Origin of the sequence: Marinobacter sp. R17, from assembly GCF_003789045.1 — a bacterium.
GTDB classification, from domain to species: Bacteria; Pseudomonadota; Gammaproteobacteria; order Pseudomonadales; family Oleiphilaceae; genus Marinobacter_A; species Marinobacter_A mangrovi.
In genome coordinates this window covers 60,678-76,567 of sequence record NZ_RHGZ01000008.1, presented here as the reverse complement: position 1 = coordinate 76,567, position 15,890 = coordinate 60,678, and the positions used below count along the sequence as shown (strand labels likewise).

Annotated in this window: 15 protein-coding genes; 9 read left to right on the top strand and 6 right to left on the bottom strand. The window is 62.0% G+C overall.

What is annotated here, in order from left to right; genetic code table 11:
- Positions 1-155: 155 nt before the first annotated feature.
- Entirely contained in the window at positions 156-1,247 is a 1,092-nt protein-coding gene (locus tag EB809_RS08000; protein WP_223807867.1) for an ABC transporter substrate-binding protein, read from the top strand.
- Complete coding sequence (locus tag EB809_RS07995) at positions 1,247-3,016, top strand: diguanylate cyclase (protein ID WP_123634294.1); 1,770 nt, start codon at positions 1,247-1,249, stop codon at positions 3,014-3,016. The genes EB809_RS08000 and EB809_RS07995 overlap by 1 nt, the downstream gene beginning before the upstream one ends.
- Positions 3,017-3,036: 20 nt before the next feature.
- Here the strand turns inward: EB809_RS07995 and EB809_RS07990 are convergent, their stop codons facing one another.
- Positions 3,037-4,092, bottom strand: coding sequence for an NAD(P)-dependent alcohol dehydrogenase (locus tag EB809_RS07990; RefSeq protein ID WP_123634293.1), 1,056 nt, complete (start codon positions 4,090-4,092; stop codon positions 3,037-3,039).
- Positions 4,093-4,287: 195 nt separating this feature from the next.
- On the opposite strand from EB809_RS07990, the gene EB809_RS07985 reads away from it, so the two are divergent.
- Positions 4,288-5,190, top strand: a complete 903-nt coding sequence (locus tag EB809_RS07985) for an AraC family transcriptional regulator (protein ID WP_123634292.1) — start codon at positions 4,288-4,290, stop codon at positions 5,188-5,190.
- Between the two features lie 13 nt (positions 5,191-5,203).
- Here EB809_RS07985 and EB809_RS07980 read toward each other — a convergent pair whose 3' ends face one another.
- Positions 5,204-6,013, bottom strand: a complete 810-nt coding sequence (locus EB809_RS07980) for a PhzF family phenazine biosynthesis protein (protein WP_123634291.1) — start codon at positions 6,011-6,013, stop codon at positions 5,204-5,206.
- A complete protein-coding gene (locus tag EB809_RS07975; protein WP_123634290.1) occupies positions 6,010-6,306 on the bottom strand; it encodes a hypothetical protein in 297 nt (98 codons plus the stop codon). Before EB809_RS07975 ends, EB809_RS07980 begins: the two co-directional genes overlap by 4 nt.
- Positions 6,307-6,524: 218 nt before the next feature.
- On the opposite strand from EB809_RS07975, the gene EB809_RS07970 reads away from it, so the two are divergent.
- Both EB809_RS07970 and EB809_RS07965 read left to right on the top strand, forming a co-directional pair.
- The gene (locus EB809_RS07970; protein WP_123634289.1) at positions 6,525-7,940 is read left to right on the top strand and encodes a PLP-dependent aminotransferase family protein; all 1,416 of its coding nucleotides are present in this window, start codon (positions 6,525-6,527) and stop codon (positions 7,938-7,940) included.
- A gap of 93 nt (positions 7,941-8,033) precedes the next feature.
- On the top strand, positions 8,034-9,662 hold the full coding sequence (locus EB809_RS07965; RefSeq protein WP_123634288.1) for an acyl-CoA synthetase: 1,629 nt from the start codon (positions 8,034-8,036) through the stop codon (positions 9,660-9,662).
- Here EB809_RS07965 and EB809_RS07960 read toward each other — a convergent pair.
- Both EB809_RS07960 and EB809_RS07955 read right to left on the bottom strand, forming a co-directional pair.
- Positions 9,655-10,389 carry an SGNH/GDSL hydrolase family protein gene (locus EB809_RS07960; protein ID WP_123634287.1) on the bottom strand — a complete coding sequence of 245 codons (735 nt, stop codon included), beginning with the start codon at positions 10,387-10,389 and terminating at the stop codon, positions 9,655-9,657. The genes EB809_RS07965 and EB809_RS07960 overlap by 8 nt on opposite strands.
- A 19-nt stretch (positions 10,390-10,408) precedes the next feature.
- Positions 10,409-11,170 (bottom strand): SDR family NAD(P)-dependent oxidoreductase, encoded by a 762-nt coding sequence (locus tag EB809_RS07955; protein ID WP_123634286.1) that lies wholly within the window; start codon positions 11,168-11,170, stop codon positions 10,409-10,411.
- 305 nt (positions 11,171-11,475) lie between these two features.
- Here EB809_RS07955 and EB809_RS07950 point away from each other — a divergent pair, with 305 nt between their 5' ends.
- The 4 genes from EB809_RS07950 (at position 11,476) to EB809_RS07935 (ending at position 15,278) form a co-directional block, all read left to right on the top strand.
- On the top strand, positions 11,476-12,333 hold the full coding sequence (locus tag EB809_RS07950; protein WP_123634285.1) for a metal-dependent hydrolase: 858 nt from the start codon (positions 11,476-11,478) through the stop codon (positions 12,331-12,333).
- 166 nt (positions 12,334-12,499) lie between these two features.
- The gene (locus EB809_RS07945; protein WP_123634284.1) at positions 12,500-13,450 is read left to right on the top strand and encodes a DegV family protein; all 951 of its coding nucleotides are present in this window, start codon (positions 12,500-12,502) and stop codon (positions 13,448-13,450) included.
- Positions 13,451-13,587: 137 nt separating this feature from the next.
- Positions 13,588-14,619: a hypothetical protein gene (locus tag EB809_RS07940; RefSeq protein ID WP_123634283.1), complete on the top strand. Its 1,032-nt coding sequence runs from the start codon at positions 13,588-13,590 to the stop codon at positions 14,617-14,619.
- 11 nt (positions 14,620-14,630) lie between these two features.
- Positions 14,631-15,278 carry a LysE family translocator gene (locus EB809_RS07935; protein WP_123634282.1) on the top strand — a complete coding sequence of 216 codons (648 nt, stop codon included), beginning with the start codon at positions 14,631-14,633 and terminating at the stop codon, positions 15,276-15,278.
- 250 nt (positions 15,279-15,528) lie between these two features.
- On the opposite strand, the gene fdxA is transcribed toward EB809_RS07935, so the two are convergent.
- Positions 15,529-15,852 carry a ferredoxin FdxA gene (fdxA, locus tag EB809_RS07930; RefSeq protein WP_123634281.1) on the bottom strand — a complete coding sequence of 108 codons (324 nt, stop codon included), beginning with the start codon at positions 15,850-15,852 and terminating at the stop codon, positions 15,529-15,531.
- Positions 15,853-15,890: the final 38 nt, after the last annotated feature.

Here is a 15,890-nt window from a genome sequence, read left to right as displayed (position 1 = left end):
ACGGCCCTCTTTCAGTACGCCCTCTCTTTGGATTGTCGTCGTAACGCCTTATCCACAATAAAAAGAAATGTAAATTAATATGTGTAAAAAATGGTCACTTTGCGTAACCATCATTATAATCGGCGCCGCAAAGTCTGATGGCGTTGGAGTCGGTGGTGTTACGAATTGCAGTCGCGTTGGTGATGGTCGGCCTGCCCGTATGGGGCTGGGCCTTTTCCGTCACGTTTATCAACCCGGGGCATCACGATGAAGCCTTCTGGGTCGATGCGTCCCGTGGCATGCAATCCGCAGCGCGCAGTCTGGGCATTGATCTGGAAATCGTCTATGCCGAGCGGGATGTTCTCCAGCAGATTGAGCTGACCCGCGAGGTGACTGCCCGCCCGCCGGCGGCGCGGCCCGATTACCTGATCCTGTCGGTCGAAAAGGGCTCCTTTGCCGCCCAGATGACACTGGCCGAAGCGGCCGGTATTCCTGTTTTCCTGGCTTACAATGGCCTGCTGCCCTCCGAACACCAACAGTACGGATTACCCCGCGAGCATTTCAGTGAGCTGCTGGGTTCACTGACACCCGAAGCGGAGGATGCGGGGTACCTGACGGCAAAAAAGCTCATCGACGCTGCGCGATATAAGGGGCTGTCGGCGCCGGATGGCCGCTTCCATCTGCTGGCCCTGTCCGGGGATCGCTCAACCGATTCGTCGATCCAGCGCAACGAGGGGATGCGCAAGGCCGTTGCAGAAGCGGGGGATGTGGTCGTCGACCAGCTCGTGCAGACCGACTGGCGGCAGGATGTGGCGGCTTTCAAGGCCGGTCAGCTTTACCAGCGTTATCCCGACGCGACCCTGGCCTGGTCGGGCAGTGATCAGGTGGCCTTTGGGGCCATGTCGGCCCTGGGGCGTCGAATACCGGGAAAAGACGTGCTGTTCTCGGGTGTGAACACCTCGGCCGAGGCCATGCAGGCGGTGATTTCCGGCAAGCTGACCGCACTGGCCGGCGGCCACTTCATGGCCGGCGCCTGGGCGCTGGTGGTGCTTTACGACTATCAGCACGGCATCGACTTTGCCGATTCGGAAGGGCTGGAAATGGCGCGCCCGATGTTCACGCTGTTTTCGCCCGCCAAGGCGCGACGCTATCTGGCCATATTCGGGGCGAGCGGCGTGCCATCGCTGGATTTCCGGCCGTTTAGCAAGGCGCTGAATCCGGCAGTCGACCATTACGACTTTGAACTTGCCCGGTTGCTGGAGCCCTGATGCGCGTCGTTGCCCGTCCTTTCCATTCTCTCGCCAGTACGGTGCTGCGCAATGTCGTGGCGGCCGCGGGCGTGTTTGCGATGGTGGTCGGCGTGTTTTACTGCTACCACGCCTACCACAAGGAACTGGACCGGGTCGAAAAGCTGACCACCGCCTTCGCCAAGGCCTATGTGCCGATGCTCACCGTGGGTATCTGGGATATCGAGGCGGACGCCCTGCAACACCAGGTGGACCTGATTGCCGGTCATCCGGAAATCGCGGCGGCCCGGGTATCGGCAGCCACCGGGATGACATTCCTGTCCGGAAGCAGACCTCAACAGCGCGCGCCGGACCGTCGTATTCCGGTTCCCCATCCCGCCGACCAGGGTGAAACCCTCGGTGAGCTGGATATCTGGTACGACCAGAACTACATCAACCAGGCCATCACCGAGTCGGTGGTCATCAGCTTTCTGGAGTTTGTCCTGTTCGCGCTGGTGGTGAGCCTGATCACCTACCGGATTATCTTTGCGCGCCTGAACAAACCGCTGCGGACCCTGGCCGATTACAGCCGGCAGCTCAACCCGGGCCGTCGCAATCCACCGCTGGAACTCGAACGCACCCGACATCACTGGGAGGATGAGATCGACCTGATGGTGGAGGGTTTCAACACGCTGCGTGACGGCATTGCCCGATTCAGCGAAGAGCGTGACCAGGCCATCCGCGCCCTCAGCGAGGAACGGGACCGGCTGGACGATCGGATACGCCAGCGCACCGAGGACGTGTCGAATATCAATGCCGCGCTTGAGTTTCTGTCACGGCTGTCCGTCAAGCTGATTGACGTGCCGGCGGCCGGTCAACCCCAGGCCATCCGTGATGCCCTCTCGGAGAGTGCCGAGCGACTGGGGGCCACTGCCGGCGGCATCGCGCTGGCCCCGGTCGAAGGCGACTGGACGTGGTGCTACCAGTGGACCGGCACCCGCGGCGAACTGCCGGATATTGACGTCCTGGCCCGGGCCGAATGGTTCCCGGGCTGGTATGTGGGGCCGGCTTCCTGGTCGGATGGAGACACGATCTGTTCGGTCCAGATGGAAGGCGAGCGCTACCTTCTGCTGTTCCGCGAGCCGGCCAATCGCCTGTACACGCCGTTGGAAGAGCGTCTGATACGGTTGTTGGGCGAGATCCTGTTCAAGGTCATCGAGCGCTGGCAGCGCCAGCGTCAGCTGGAAGCGAGCCGGCGCGAACTGTACCGCCTGTCACGCACCGATCCGTTGACGGGGTTGGCCAATCGGCGCTACTTCACGGAAGTTCGGGAACAAGAGGGACGTCGTGCCCAACGCAGTGGCGAACCGATATCCGTGCTGATGATCGATGTGGATTACTTCAAGGCCTATAACGACCAGTACGGACACTCCCAGGGGGATCGCTGCCTGGTTCGCCTGGCCGAGGTGTTTCGTCACCAGTGCGCGCGGGCGGGGGAGTTGTCCGTGCGTCTGGGAGGGGAGGAGTTCGCGATCCTGCTGCCGACCATCGACGCGGAAGAAGCGCTGGCCGTGGCCGACCGTGTCCGCAAGGCGGTGTTTGACCTGGCGATTCCCCACGACGGCTCGCCGCTGGGTTGGGTGACGGTCAGCATCGGGTGTGCGACCTGGTTCGGTGACTATGGCGCCGGCGCCATGGATACGGTGTTCGATCGAATGATGCGGGATGCCGACCACGCCCTCTATCGGGCCAAGGAGCATGGTCGGAATCGCGTGGAGGGCGCCGCCCCGTTAACACTCGTCGATGGTTGAGCGCCCGGGGCGGTCGGCGATCAGCTCGCCTTGAGGGACTGCATGTCGATGACGAAGCGGTACTTCACATCGCCTTTCTTCATGCGCTCATAGGCCCCGTTGATGTTCTGGATGTCCAGCATTTCCACATCGCAGGTGATGTCGTGCTCGGCGCAGAAATCCAGGACTTCCTGGGTCTCCGGCATGCCACCGATCAGGGAACCGGCCAGTACCCGACGCTTGAACACCAGATTGCCCGCTTCCAGGGCCGGATCCACCGGCTCGAGCAGGCCGACAATAATGTGGATGCCGTCGAACTTGAGGCAGTTCAGGTACGGATTGAGGTCGTGCTGGACCGGCACGGTATCGAGCATGAAGTCATAGTGCTCCGCGGCCGCAGCCATCTGCGCCTCGTCCGTGGAAATCACCACGTGGTCCGCGCCCTGTTTCTTGGCCTCGGCCACCTTGCTTTCTGAGCGGGTGAAGATCGTCACTTCCGCGCCCAGCGCCTTGGCGAATTTCACGCCCATGTGGCCCAGGCCGCCCATGCCGATCACACCCACTTTATGACCGGCTTTGACGCCGTAGTGGCGCAGCGGGGAATAGGTGGTAATGCCGGCACACAGGATCGGCGCCGCGCTGGACGGATCCAGCTTCTCCGGAACCTTCACCACGAACCGCTCGCTGACCACCACCTTGTCGGAATAGCCGCCGTAGGTGATGCTGTGATCGTGACGGTCCTCGCCGTTGTAGGTGGAAGTCATGCCTTCCAGGCAATACTGTTCCAGACCGGCCTCGCAGGCCGAGCAGCTGCGGCAGGAGTCCACCATACAGCCCACGCCGACGACATCGCCGACTTTGAAACCGGTGACGTCGCTGCCGACGGCGGTGACGCGGCCAATGATTTCGTGGCCCGGGACCACCGGGTAGTTGGTCACGCCCCAGTCGTTCTGGACGAAGTGGATATCGGTGTGGCAAACGCCGCAGTAATCAATCTCGATCGATACATCATCCGGCCGCGGTTCGCGCCGGTCGAAGCTGAACGGCGCCAGGCCGGAGGTGTTCGAGTGCGCTGCGTAACCCTTTGCATTCGACATCGGTGTGTATCCTCTTTCAATGGGATGGAATTCAATCGACTTGCAGGGTTCACAGTGTGCGAGATCGGGCTCGGGCCGACCATCAACGTTCCTTTGGCGTTTTTGCACATTTCTATGAAGGCGTGGCGATCCCTGTTCCCGGCGTGGATATTTTAGGCATAATGGAGCGCCCAGTCAGAACGCGCGAGAGAAGGCATGCACAGCGAAATCGGCCGCTCACCGGAAATGAAAGACCTCATCCGTCCACTGATCGAAAGTGACGGATTCTCCGACACACGGCTGCCCGGTATCCGTGTCATGGCCTGCCATCGGAAAATCGATCGAACACCGATCATTTACCAGCCCAGCCTGACGATCATCGCCCAGGGTCGCAAGATTGGTTACCTCGGCGATCGTGAGATCCACTACAACCCCGGCCAATACCTCGTCCAGACCCTGCCGCTGCCGTTTGAGTGCGAGACCTTTGCTTCGGAGGAAGCGCCCATGCTCGGGCTGGCCGTGCAGATTGATCCCGCTATGCTGGGTGAGCTGGTGGTGGAAATGGGGGAAGTCGACGACGACCCGGAGGCGACACCGCCCCGGCCGATGGATTCAGTGGAAATGACCGACAGCATGCACGAGGCGGTCATTCGCCTGCTGCGGGCGCTGCATGATCCGATGGACGCCCGGATTGCCGGCCAACAGCGGATTCGCGAGGTGGTCTACGAGGCACTGAAAGGCCAGCAGGGACCGGCGCTAAGGGCGCTGATCCGGAATCAGGGCAACTACTCGCGCATCGTGCGGGTGCTGACCCACATCCACACCGATTACCGGACGGAACTGTCGGTGGAGGCCCTGGCGCGCGAGGCGAACATGAGCGTGTCCACGTTCCATCAGCACTTCAAGCAAGTCACCCAGGTGTCGCCCCTGCAGTACATCAAGCGACTGAGATTGATCAATGCCCAGCTGTTGCTGACCCACGACGACCTGAACGTCAATCAGGCCGCCGCAGCCACAGGGTATCGCAGCGTTCACCAGTTCAGCCGCGACTACAAGCGCTATTTTGGCACCAGCCCGATCAATGACCGCCGCCAGCCGGAGGCCCGTGCGGTAAGCTGACGGCGATCACCGGTCAGGCCAGTTGCACCGTGCCGGTCAGGTAAGGCACGGCCTGCCCGGCAATGTGGACGCGGTCACCGTGCAGTTCACAGCGCAGCTCCCCGCCACGGGCCGAAAGTTGGCGCGCAACCAGTCGGGTCCTGCCCAGGCGCTCCGCCCAATAGGGCGTCAACACACTGTGGATCGAGCCCGTCACCGGATCCTCGTCAATGCCGTCGGCCGGGCAGAAGTAGCGGCTGACGAAGTCGCAGTCGTCACCCGGCGCCGTCACGATCAGGCCGCCGCGCTCCAGTGCTTTCAGGGCTCGCAGATCCGGATTCAGGGCCCGGACGGCGGCTTCGCTTTCCAGCACGATCATGTGATTGGCGTCGTTGTTGATCAGCAGCGCCTGTTCCGGTGCCTCCGGTACGCTGCGACGGATGATCTCCGGTGTTGGGATTGGCGCGTAGGGCAGATTGGGGAAATCCAGTTCCAGCCAGCCATCCGCCTTGCGGCTGACGCCCAGCGGGCCACTCAGGGATCGGAAGCGCACCGTGTCGTTTGGCCATTCCAGCCGATTGAAAATCACCCAGGCCGACGCCAGTGTGGCGTGGCCGCACAGCGGCACTTCGATCCCCGGCGTGAACCAGCGAATATGGAAGTCTGCGTCGCTGCCCTCCGGTTCGCGCACCAGGAAGGCGGTTTCCGACAGGTTGTTCTCCAGTGCCAGCGATTGCAGCAGACTGTCGTCCAGCCAGTTCGTCAGCGGCATCACCGCCGCGGGGTTTCCGCGGAACGGGCGGCTGGCAAAGGCGTCCACCTGGTACAGGGGCAGTTCGGTCATGAATCGATCTCCTCGGGTGTCGTGTCTGAGAGTGCCACAGGGGCATGGTTTGGGCGATAGCGTTGGGCGAACGCGGAAAGTTCTGCCTCACCGTACAGGTGAATATGCTGCGCGCCGCGGCTCAGGATCCAGTGACCCGGCTCCCGATGGCGGGGTGCGAATCCGGCCTCCGTCAGCCACTGTGTCGTGGTGATCGGGTCCATGACGGTGATCGACCCAATGGCGCCATCCAGGTCCAGCAGATCGTTGCGCAGACGCCCGAGACGAGGGCGCGGGTAGCGTGAAGTCAGCATGGCAGTACTCCTTTCCGTGAGTCCGAACCGCATTGTCCCGAGCCAGGGCTAACCGTCACAGATCCAGTCACGCTATAATTGAACCGGTACAGGAGGCGATGCGATCCAACTGTACCGGTCGATTGACTGAACAACTGTGCTGCCGGTGAAGTCTGTGTTTCTGGGAGCATGGAACACAAGGATAAATGCCCATCTGGGCCTGTTCAGGGAGCACCACCATGACTGTCCTCTATGCCAAGCTGGCCGATCAGATCCAGCAGTTGATCAGTGACGGCGTCTACCGCGAAGGTGAGCGTTTGCCCGGCGTACGGGTGCTCAGCCGCCAGTTCGGTGTCAGTATTTCCACCGTTCTCCAGGCGCACCAGACGCTGGAGAGTCGCGGCTATCTGGAAGCGCGTGAGCGCAGCGGCTACTACGCCAGGGTTCCTTGCAAGGAAGCCCCGATTCCTATCATGCAGCGTCCCAAGTCCCGGCCGGCTCCCGTCACGGCGCGGGATATGGCGCTGGATCTGTGCACCGTCGAGCGCAAACACATGGTGGCGCTGGGCGCCGCCGTGCCGCATGCCGACTATGTGCCGCTGCGCCAGATCCAGCATGCGACGCTCTGGGCCGCCCGGCAGGGGTTGGAAGCCCTGGACTATGCCTTTCCCGGCAAGGACGTGTTCCGGCGCCAGATCGCCCAGCGCATGACCAACCTCGGCGTGGTGACCACCCATGAGGACATCATCGCCACCAATGGGGCCCAGGAAGCGATTATTCTGGCCCTGCGCGCGGTGACCCAGCCCGGCGACATCGTCGCGGTGGAATCGCCGTCGTTTCCGGGCATCCTCCAGGCCCTGGAGGTGGTCGGTCTGCGCGCGCTGGAAATACCCACCCATCCACTGGAGGGCATGAGCCTCGAAGGGCTGGAGCTGGCCCTGGAGCAATGGCCCATCAAGGCCTGTGTGGTGGTGGCCAACCACAGCAACCCGCTGGGTGTGCGCATGCCGGACAGCCAGAAAAAACGGTTGGTGAACCTGCTGGCGGAAAGGCAGGTGCCCATGATCGAGGACGATATCTACGGCGATTTGCCGTTCGAGGGAGAACGGCCACGACCGGCCAAGTCGTTCGACACCACCGGCAACGTGATCTATTGCAGCTCGTTCTCCAAGACCATCTCGCCGGGCCTGCGCCTGGGCTGGGTGGTGCCGGGACCACGATTCGCCGAAATCAGTCAGCAGAAGTACTTCAACAACATGGCGACGGCGAGCATCCCCCAACTGGCGGTAGCCCATTTCCTGGAGCAGGGCGGATACGACCGCTATCTGCGTACCGCCCGCCAGCGCTACAAGGAAGCGACGGAACGCCTGCGCGCGGCCGTGGTGCGCGAATTCCCGGAAGGCACGGCGGTGAGCCGTCCCATGGGCGGTTTCGTACTCTGGGTGCAGCTGCCTCACGGCGTCTCCGGAACCACCATCTATCAGGAGGCGCGGGAAAGGAGCATCAACATCGCGCCGGGGCGGATGTTCTCGACGACGGACAAGTATGAGGACTACATCCGCCTGAACTGCGCCAACCCCTGGAGCGAGCGGATTGAGTGGGCGATCCGGACACTCGGCGAGCTGGTGGCCACCCAGATGAGACGGGCCGCGTGAGATGACGGGAGGCACCCCGAAAGGTTGGTGATCAAAGCGGGTTTGGTTCTACACTGAATGGGCCAATCACTCGAAACCTGCCGGGGGAGTCCCATGCCGTCGATCTACGAGGAGGGCCTTGGGCCCGTTAACGCCAACTACGACAACCTGACGCCGATCGACTTCATTGCCCGCACGGCCCGGGTCTATCCCGAATACACGGCCGTCATTCACGGCAAGACCCGGTACACCTGGGGGCAAACCTACGAACGCTGCTGCCGGCTGGCATCGGCGCTGGCCAAGCACGGTATTCGCCGGGGCGATACCGTGGCGGCCATGCTCCCCAACATTCCCCAGATGCTCGAGTGTCATTTCGGCGTCCCCATGAGCGGGGCCGTGCTCAACGCCCTGAACATCCGGCTGGATGCCGACCTGATCGCCTTCGTGCTCAAGCACGCCGAGGCCAAGGTGCTGCTGGTCGATCGGGAATTCGGCCCGGTGATCCGGGACGCCGTCGCAAAACTGGACAACCCGCCGTTGATCATTGACGTGAACGATCCCGAGTACGGCGAGGGCGAGGCCGTCAGCGACCTCGACTACGAAGCCTTCATCGCCGACGGTGACCCGGAATACAACTGGCAGCCGCCGCCGGACGAGTGGGACGCCATTTCCCTCAATTACACCTCAGGCACCACCGGCAATCCCAAGGGGGTGGTCTATCACCACCGCGGGGCCTACCTGAACGCGCTGGGGAATTCGGAAGTCTGGTCCATGGGCATGCACCCGGTCTATCTGTGGACGCTGCCCATGTTCCACTGCAACGGCTGGTGTTTCCCCTGGACCGTCACAGCGGTGGCCGGCACCCACGTCTGCCTGCGCAAGGTGGACCCGGAAAAGATCCTTCGGTTGATTGAAGAGCATGGTGTCACTCACCTGTGCGGCGCGCCCATCGTCCTCAACGGTCTATTGAACGTCCCCAAGGACAAGCAAACCACGATCGGCCATCCGGTCAATGCCATGACGGCCGGCGCGGCACCGCCTGCCAAGGTGATCGGCGCCATCGAGGAAATGGGCATTCGCATCACCCACGTCTACGGGCTCACCGAGAGCTACGGACCGGTTACCGTCTGTGCCTGGAAATCCCGCTGGGACGAGCTGCCCCTGGACGAACGGGCCGACATGAAAGCCCGCCAGGGGGTCCGCTACCCGACACTGGCCGGCATGATGGTGGGCGATCCGGAAAGCATGGAAGCCGTGCCGAAAGACGGCAAGACCATCGGTGAGATCTTCCTTCGCGGCAACACCATCATGAAGGGCTACCTGAAGAATCCGGATGCCACCGAAGCGGCTTTCCGCGGCGGCTGGTTCCACACCGGCGACCTGGGTGTCTGCCATGAAGACGGCTACGTGGAGATCAAGGACCGGCTCAAGGACATCATCATCTCCGGCGGCGAAAACATTTCCACCATCGAGGTCGAGGACGCACTCTACCGTCATCCGGCGGTGCTGGAAGCGGCGGTGGTGGCCCGCCCGGACGAGAAGTGGGGCGAGACCCCCTGCGCCTTCGTCACCCTTAAACCGGATGCCGGCGAGGTCACCGAGGAAGAGATTATCCGCTTCTGCCGTGAGCGACTGGCCCACTACAAGGCGCCGAAGACGGTGGTCTTCCAGGAACTGCCTAAGACCTCCACCGGCAAGATCCAGAAATTTGTGCTGCGGGATACCGCCAAATCCATCAAGTGACTCCGGTGGACGCAGCCGGCTCGTCCCCGAGCCGGCTGCGTACCAGTGTCAATACTTCGTTGGCCCACACCCGGTAGCCTTCCGGGCCCGGGTGAAAACCATCGGATGCCATCACGGCCGGATCGTTCTCGAACAGCACGCTCACCCGTACCACGTCGCGCATCCCGCGCAACAGTGGCGCCAGCCCATTGTTGAACTCCCGCGCCCGTTTGCCCAGATACCAGCGCAGTGGCTGGGGCAGGGCGGGAAAGTGGTCCATGGGCGGTACATCGGTGAACAGGATCAGGGCCGGTTGATAGCGGTCCCGCAAGTGTCCGAGCCACTGGCCGACTTTTGTCAGCCACTGCTTCGCGCTCATGGATGACGTCACGTCGTTCACTCCGATGGAGATCAGGATCACGTCCGGATCGAAGTCTGGCAGCGGGCCATTGGGCGGCAGGTAATCGTCGACGCGGCGGCCGGTCAGGGCTTCCAGGTGCCAGTGAACGCGATAGTGATCGCCCAGCTTGCGACTGACCTGACCGGCCAGCGCCTGGTCCTGGGTTGGGGCGCCGACCCCCGCCGCGGCCGAGTCGCCGATGATCAGCAGTCGCAGGTCGGGGCCGTCGCCACAGACGCCCGCGCGCGCCCCCTCGGGCTCCGGCAACCGTGGGGTATGGGCCCGAACCCAGCGACCTTCGACAATCAGGGCGGGGGCCAGTGGCAGCAAAAGAAGTCGGTGCAGCACAGTCGTGGCTCCTGTCTCGTCAGACGGCGGTCATGCGAAGCGCCCCATCCAGCCGGATGGTTTCGCCGTTCAGCATCGGGTTTTCGATGATCTGCCCGACCAGGCGGGCGAACTCGTCGGGGTAACCAAATCGTGCGGGAAAGGGAATGCAGGCGGCCTGGTTCGCTTTCGCCTCTCTCGGCAGGCGGGCCACCATCGGGGTCGTGAACGGGCCCGGTGCGATGGCGTTGACCCGGATGCCGTAGTCCGCCAGTTCCCGCGCGGCGGGGAGCGTCAACGAGACCACGGCACCCTTGGAGGCTGCGTAGGCCGTCTGTCCGATTTGGCCTTCGTAGGCGGCTATGGAGGCCGTGTTGATGATCACACCCCGCTCGCCATCAGCGTTGTGTTCGCGGTCTTTCATCGCCTCGGCGGCCAGTCGGAGGCTGTTGAAAGTGCCGAACAGGTTGGTGTCGATCACCCGCCGGAACCGCTCCATGGTGGCTGCCCGACCCTTGCGAATGATTTTCTCGGCCGTGGCAATGCCGGCGCAGTTCACCAGAATCGAGGGGGCGCCGAGGGTGTCGATAATGTGTCGAAAGGCTGCTTCCGTGGCGTCGTCGTCGCGGACATCGCATTCGATCGCCAACCCGTCGATGTCGGCCATCACGGACTGGCCCCGTTCTGATTGCAGGTCGAGGATGGCCACCCGGGCCCCGCGTCCTGCGAGGCGTCGCGCCGTGGCCTCGCCCAGGCCAGAAGCTCCGCCCGTAATGACGGCCACCGCCCCTTTGATGTCCATGCGTGTGCGTCTCCAGCTGTCCCTGATTCTTATGGTTTTATAAACGCCTGATTTTGCACGGCGCCACGGAATACCACAACGCTGTTTTGGGCGTTTGAAGCCTTGGGGGAGCGCGCTGAATGGCCCGATCGGACTGCCAATCGTCGTGGCGGGACTGTGCAACCCGTGATCACTGCGCTATGCTCGAATTATTAATTGAAGCGATCGCTTTAATTTGAAGGGTGTCGAATAAATCTGAAGCCCGGGAAGCCGGGCGCCGGACGGTTCAAGAGACAATAAGAACAAGGCAACCGATGGAGGTGTCTATGTCTGCCAGTTCCACACCGGCGGGTATCCGCGTCGAACCGCGGCATATCAGCTTCGATGTGCAGCAGGAGCTACGCACCCTGTGGCACGGCAACAGTCTGTTCCGGACTGCGTTTTTCAATGCGCTGTCCCTGCAGTTTCCGGATGGCGAAGAGCAGTTCATCCATTCGGTCCGGCTCTATCGCGACCGGATTGACGATCCCAAACTGAAGCAGGAAGTCCGTGGCTTTATCGGCCAGGAAGCGCTGCACGGTCGCGAACACCGGGCTTATAACGAAGGGCTGAAGGCACGCGGCTACGACATCGATGCCATCGACGCCCGTTTCCAGAGGCACACCCGGTGGGTGAAAAAGCTGCCGCCGTCGCGCCAACTGGCCGGCACCTGCGGCGCCGAGCACTACACCGCTGTGCTGGCCAATGCCATCCTCGGACACCCGGAGTGGATGGAAGGCGCCACACCGCAGATGCGGGCTCTCTGGCGCTGGCACGCCATTGAGGAAACCGAGCACAAAGCGGTGGCCTTCGACGTCTATCGCCAGTGTGTCGGCGACGAGCGGCTGCGCAAGGTGGTTTTCCTGTTCGTGACCTACAACTTCTTCAAGTTCACGTTCCTGAATACCTGCAGCATTCTGAAGTCCGAGGGCAAGCTGTGGAGTCCGCGGGTCTGGCTCGAAGGGATCAACTTTCTGTGGGGCAAGCCGGGGGTGCTGCGTCGTTGTCTGCCGGAGTTCCTGGCCTATTTCCGGACCGGGTTTCATCCCTGGGACCAGGACAACCGGGAGCTGCTGGAAAGGAACCTGAAAGAACTGGATTCGGTCTACGATACGGACGACGGGCCAACCCGGAAGAGCGCCTGAGACCTGACCACAGTTTGCAAGAGTTTACTGCAAAGCCCGCCGGACTGTGATATTCCTCCCGTAATGGCGCATCCTTAGGGGTGCGCCCCACACAATAAGCATAAGAAGCGTTGCCGGCATCGTCATCGACCCGGTGAAGCAAGTGGAGATATAGAGGGACACTAGCATGCGAGTTGGTCTGATCGTTGATTCAGCCTGTGATTTGCCGTTTGAGTTTTCCCGACGAAACAACCTGTTCATCCTCCCCGTAACCGCCCGCATCGACGGTCAAACCTATGTCGATGACCACGACCCGGCCAAAACGGCGGAATTCTACGACAGTGGCCTGTTGCAGAAGGGCCACCACGCCGAAACCGAGGCCTACAGTGCCGAGCAGATCCACGACCTGTTCCTGAATGAGATCGTCACCCAGTACGACGTGGCGTTCTGTGAGACGGTGACCCGCTCCCGCAGCCTGATTTTCCAGAACGCGACCGAAGCCATGAACAGTGTCATGGCGCATTACCACGACGCCCGTGAAGCGGCGGGGCGCGAGGGTAAATTCTCCATGCGGGTGATCGATAGCAAGCAGATCTTTGCCGGTCAGGGCCTGCTGGCAGCCCACACCCTGCGCCTGATCGACCAGAAGCTTTCCAAGAATGCCCTGCGCCAGCAGGTGGAGGCGTTTACGGACCAGATCTACACCACGGTGATTCCGCGGGATCTGCACTACATCCGTGAGCGGGCGCGTCGCCGTGGGGACAAGAGCATTTCGGGCGTTGTGGCGTTTCTGGGTAAGGCACTGAACATCACGCCGATCATCTTTGGGCAGGGCGCCGAGGGCAAGCCCGCGGCCAAGACCCGCAATTTCGATGCGGCGGTCGAGAAGGTGATGAACTACGCCGTTGCGCGGGTGGAGGCGGGACTGCTGACGCCTTATGTCGCCCTGTCCTGTGGGCTGTCGTGGGAGGAGATCCATGCACTGCCCGGACTCGATCAGCTGCGTGAAACCTGTGCCAAACACGATGTCGAACTGCTGCTCTCCCAGATGGGGATAACCAGCAGCATCTATATCGGACCCGGCAGCCTGTGCCTGTCATTGGCGGCCGACGAGCACGCGTTCGCCGACTACCAGTAATTCCGCTTGCCCGATTTACCGCTTCAACTGGCCTGCAGGGCGAATCCTGCAGGCGCCTTCCGCATGCTAACCTGCCGTCACCGTTTATCCTGAGCCCCGGACCGGAACCGGTCGGGCGAACCAAGAGCTTACCCACTATGGCCAAGGCATCCGACTCTCTGGCAGATCAGCTGCTGGAACTGCACATCAAACATGAACTCAGTGCGCTCAAAGGCGCCAAGCTGCGGCGCTTTATCGCCAACGAGGTCGATGAACTGTTCGGCCTGGCCGGGCAGGTGACCCTGCGACAGGCGGTCAGCGAGGCGCAGATTCTGGGCGTTATCCGTCGACTGGTTGTGGATATGGACATCGATGGTGGTATTCCGGAGCTGGCGGGCGAAATGGCCAGCCAGGTGCTGTCGGCGCCGGTGCAGTCCACCACGCGTCTGCGGGATATTCTCAGCCGCGAACAGGCGGCGGGGTTTGTCGAGGAGTTCCTGGAGTTGCGGGAGCATCGCGAACGGCTGATTGGCGAGGTGATGGCGCACCCGGTCTACCAGGAACTGGTGTCGAACATCGTCTACCACGGGTTGGTGAATTACCTGTATGAAGACAATCTGATTTCACGCAATGTGCCGGGCGTGGGCTCGATGATGAAGTTCGGCAAGCGGGTTGCCAATCGTGCCGTGCCCGGGATCGATGAAGCCTTCGAGAAGCGGATCAAGGCGTACCTCAGCGACAACCTGCCGGCGCTGTTGTCCCGCAGCGAACAGTTCCTGCTCAAGGCACTCTCGGACGATGAGTTGCGGGATACGGTGATGGCCGCCTGGAACGGCGTCGAGGATCGCACGCTGGCGGATTTGCAGGCCGGTCTGGGCGATATCGAGCTGCAGGAGTTCGTCGTGCTGGGCTATGAATTCTGGCTGGAGTTCCGCAAGACACCGTTCTTCGAGGGATGCTACACCGCCGTGGTGGCGCACCTGTTCGAGAAGTACGGTGAGGTGCCGTTGATTGAGCTGCTGTCTGATGTCGGTGTGACACCGGACGTGGTGATGGCCGAAGTCGACGCGTTTGTCCCGCCGCTGCTCGACCTGCTGCGCCAGGAGGGGTATCTTGAAGCCCTGTTGCGCCGTCGTCTGGCGCCGTTTTATCGGTCGGCGGCGGTCAAGAAAGCCCTGGCTGACGAATAACGGAGTGTGACATGCCGAGTGCAGAGCTGTTCTGGGCATACCTGATTGCCATTTCACTGCTGACCGTGACGCCCGGCGTGGATACGCTGCTGGTGATGCGCAACACCGCCCGCGGCGGCCTGCGCGATGGCATGGTGACCAGCCTGGGCATCTGCAGCGGCCTGTTCGTCCACGCCACGCTGTCGGCGGTCGGGATCTCCCTGATCCTGGTGCAGACCGCCTGGGCGTTTACCGCGGTGAAATGGCTGGGTGCGCTCTACCTGATCTGGCTGGGGCTGACCAGCCTGCGCCAGGCCTGGCGCACCTCCGGCTCCGGTTCGCCCATGCCGGCCGTGGCCACTGTGGGGGAGGGCGACTATCGCCTGTCCCGCTCACTGCGCGAAGGCGTGCTTTCCAACGTTCTCAACCCCAAGACGGCCCTGTTCTACATGGCTTTCCTGCCGCAATTCATTGATCCCAAGGGGGCCGCGTTTACCCAATCGATTCTGCTGGCGTCGGTACACTTCGTGCTGGCCATGATCTGGCAGACGCTGGTGGCCGTGATGATCCTCAAGTCCCGTCGCTGGGGCACCAAGCTACGCCTGAAGCGGTTGATGCATGCGCTGACCGGTGGGGTGTTTGTGGCGTTGGGGGCGCGGCTGGCGTTGACGCAGCCTTAGGCCGACATTGTTTATTGCCAACTCGAGCCTGTAGCAGATGCTTCAGCTTCTGAGCCGCCTGCAAGGCGGCTGAGAGTTCCCCGTAATCTCGATTTCCTGCCGGACTCATTAGGGCCCTTGCGGCCCCTCCGAAGCTAAAGCGTCGGCTACATTGTTTCGCGTCCCAATCGACTCGTCGACTCGAAATGGCACAAACAAAAAAAGGGGAGCCCGACAGGCTCCCCTTTTTTTATCGACCGTATCGCCGGCCCTATTTTTCCAGATACTGCAGCTTGTCCGTCTTACCGTCCCACTCGGCCGCGTCGGGCAGGGGATCTTTCTTCTCGGTGATGTTCGGCCACTTGCTGCACAGGTCGGCGTTGAGTTCGACGAACGGCTCCTGACCGGCCGGCAATTCGTCTTCGGAGAAGATCGCTTCAGCCGGACACTCTGGTTCACACAGGGCGCAGTCGATGCACTCGTCCGGGTCGATGACCAGGAAGTTCGGGCCTTCGTAGAAGCAGTCTACCGGGCAGACTTCCACACAGTCGGTGTATTTGCACTTGATGCAGTTATCGGTAACGACAAATGCCATGGTTATATCCCTGGTTTCTCAGTCTGTCTCATCAGTCG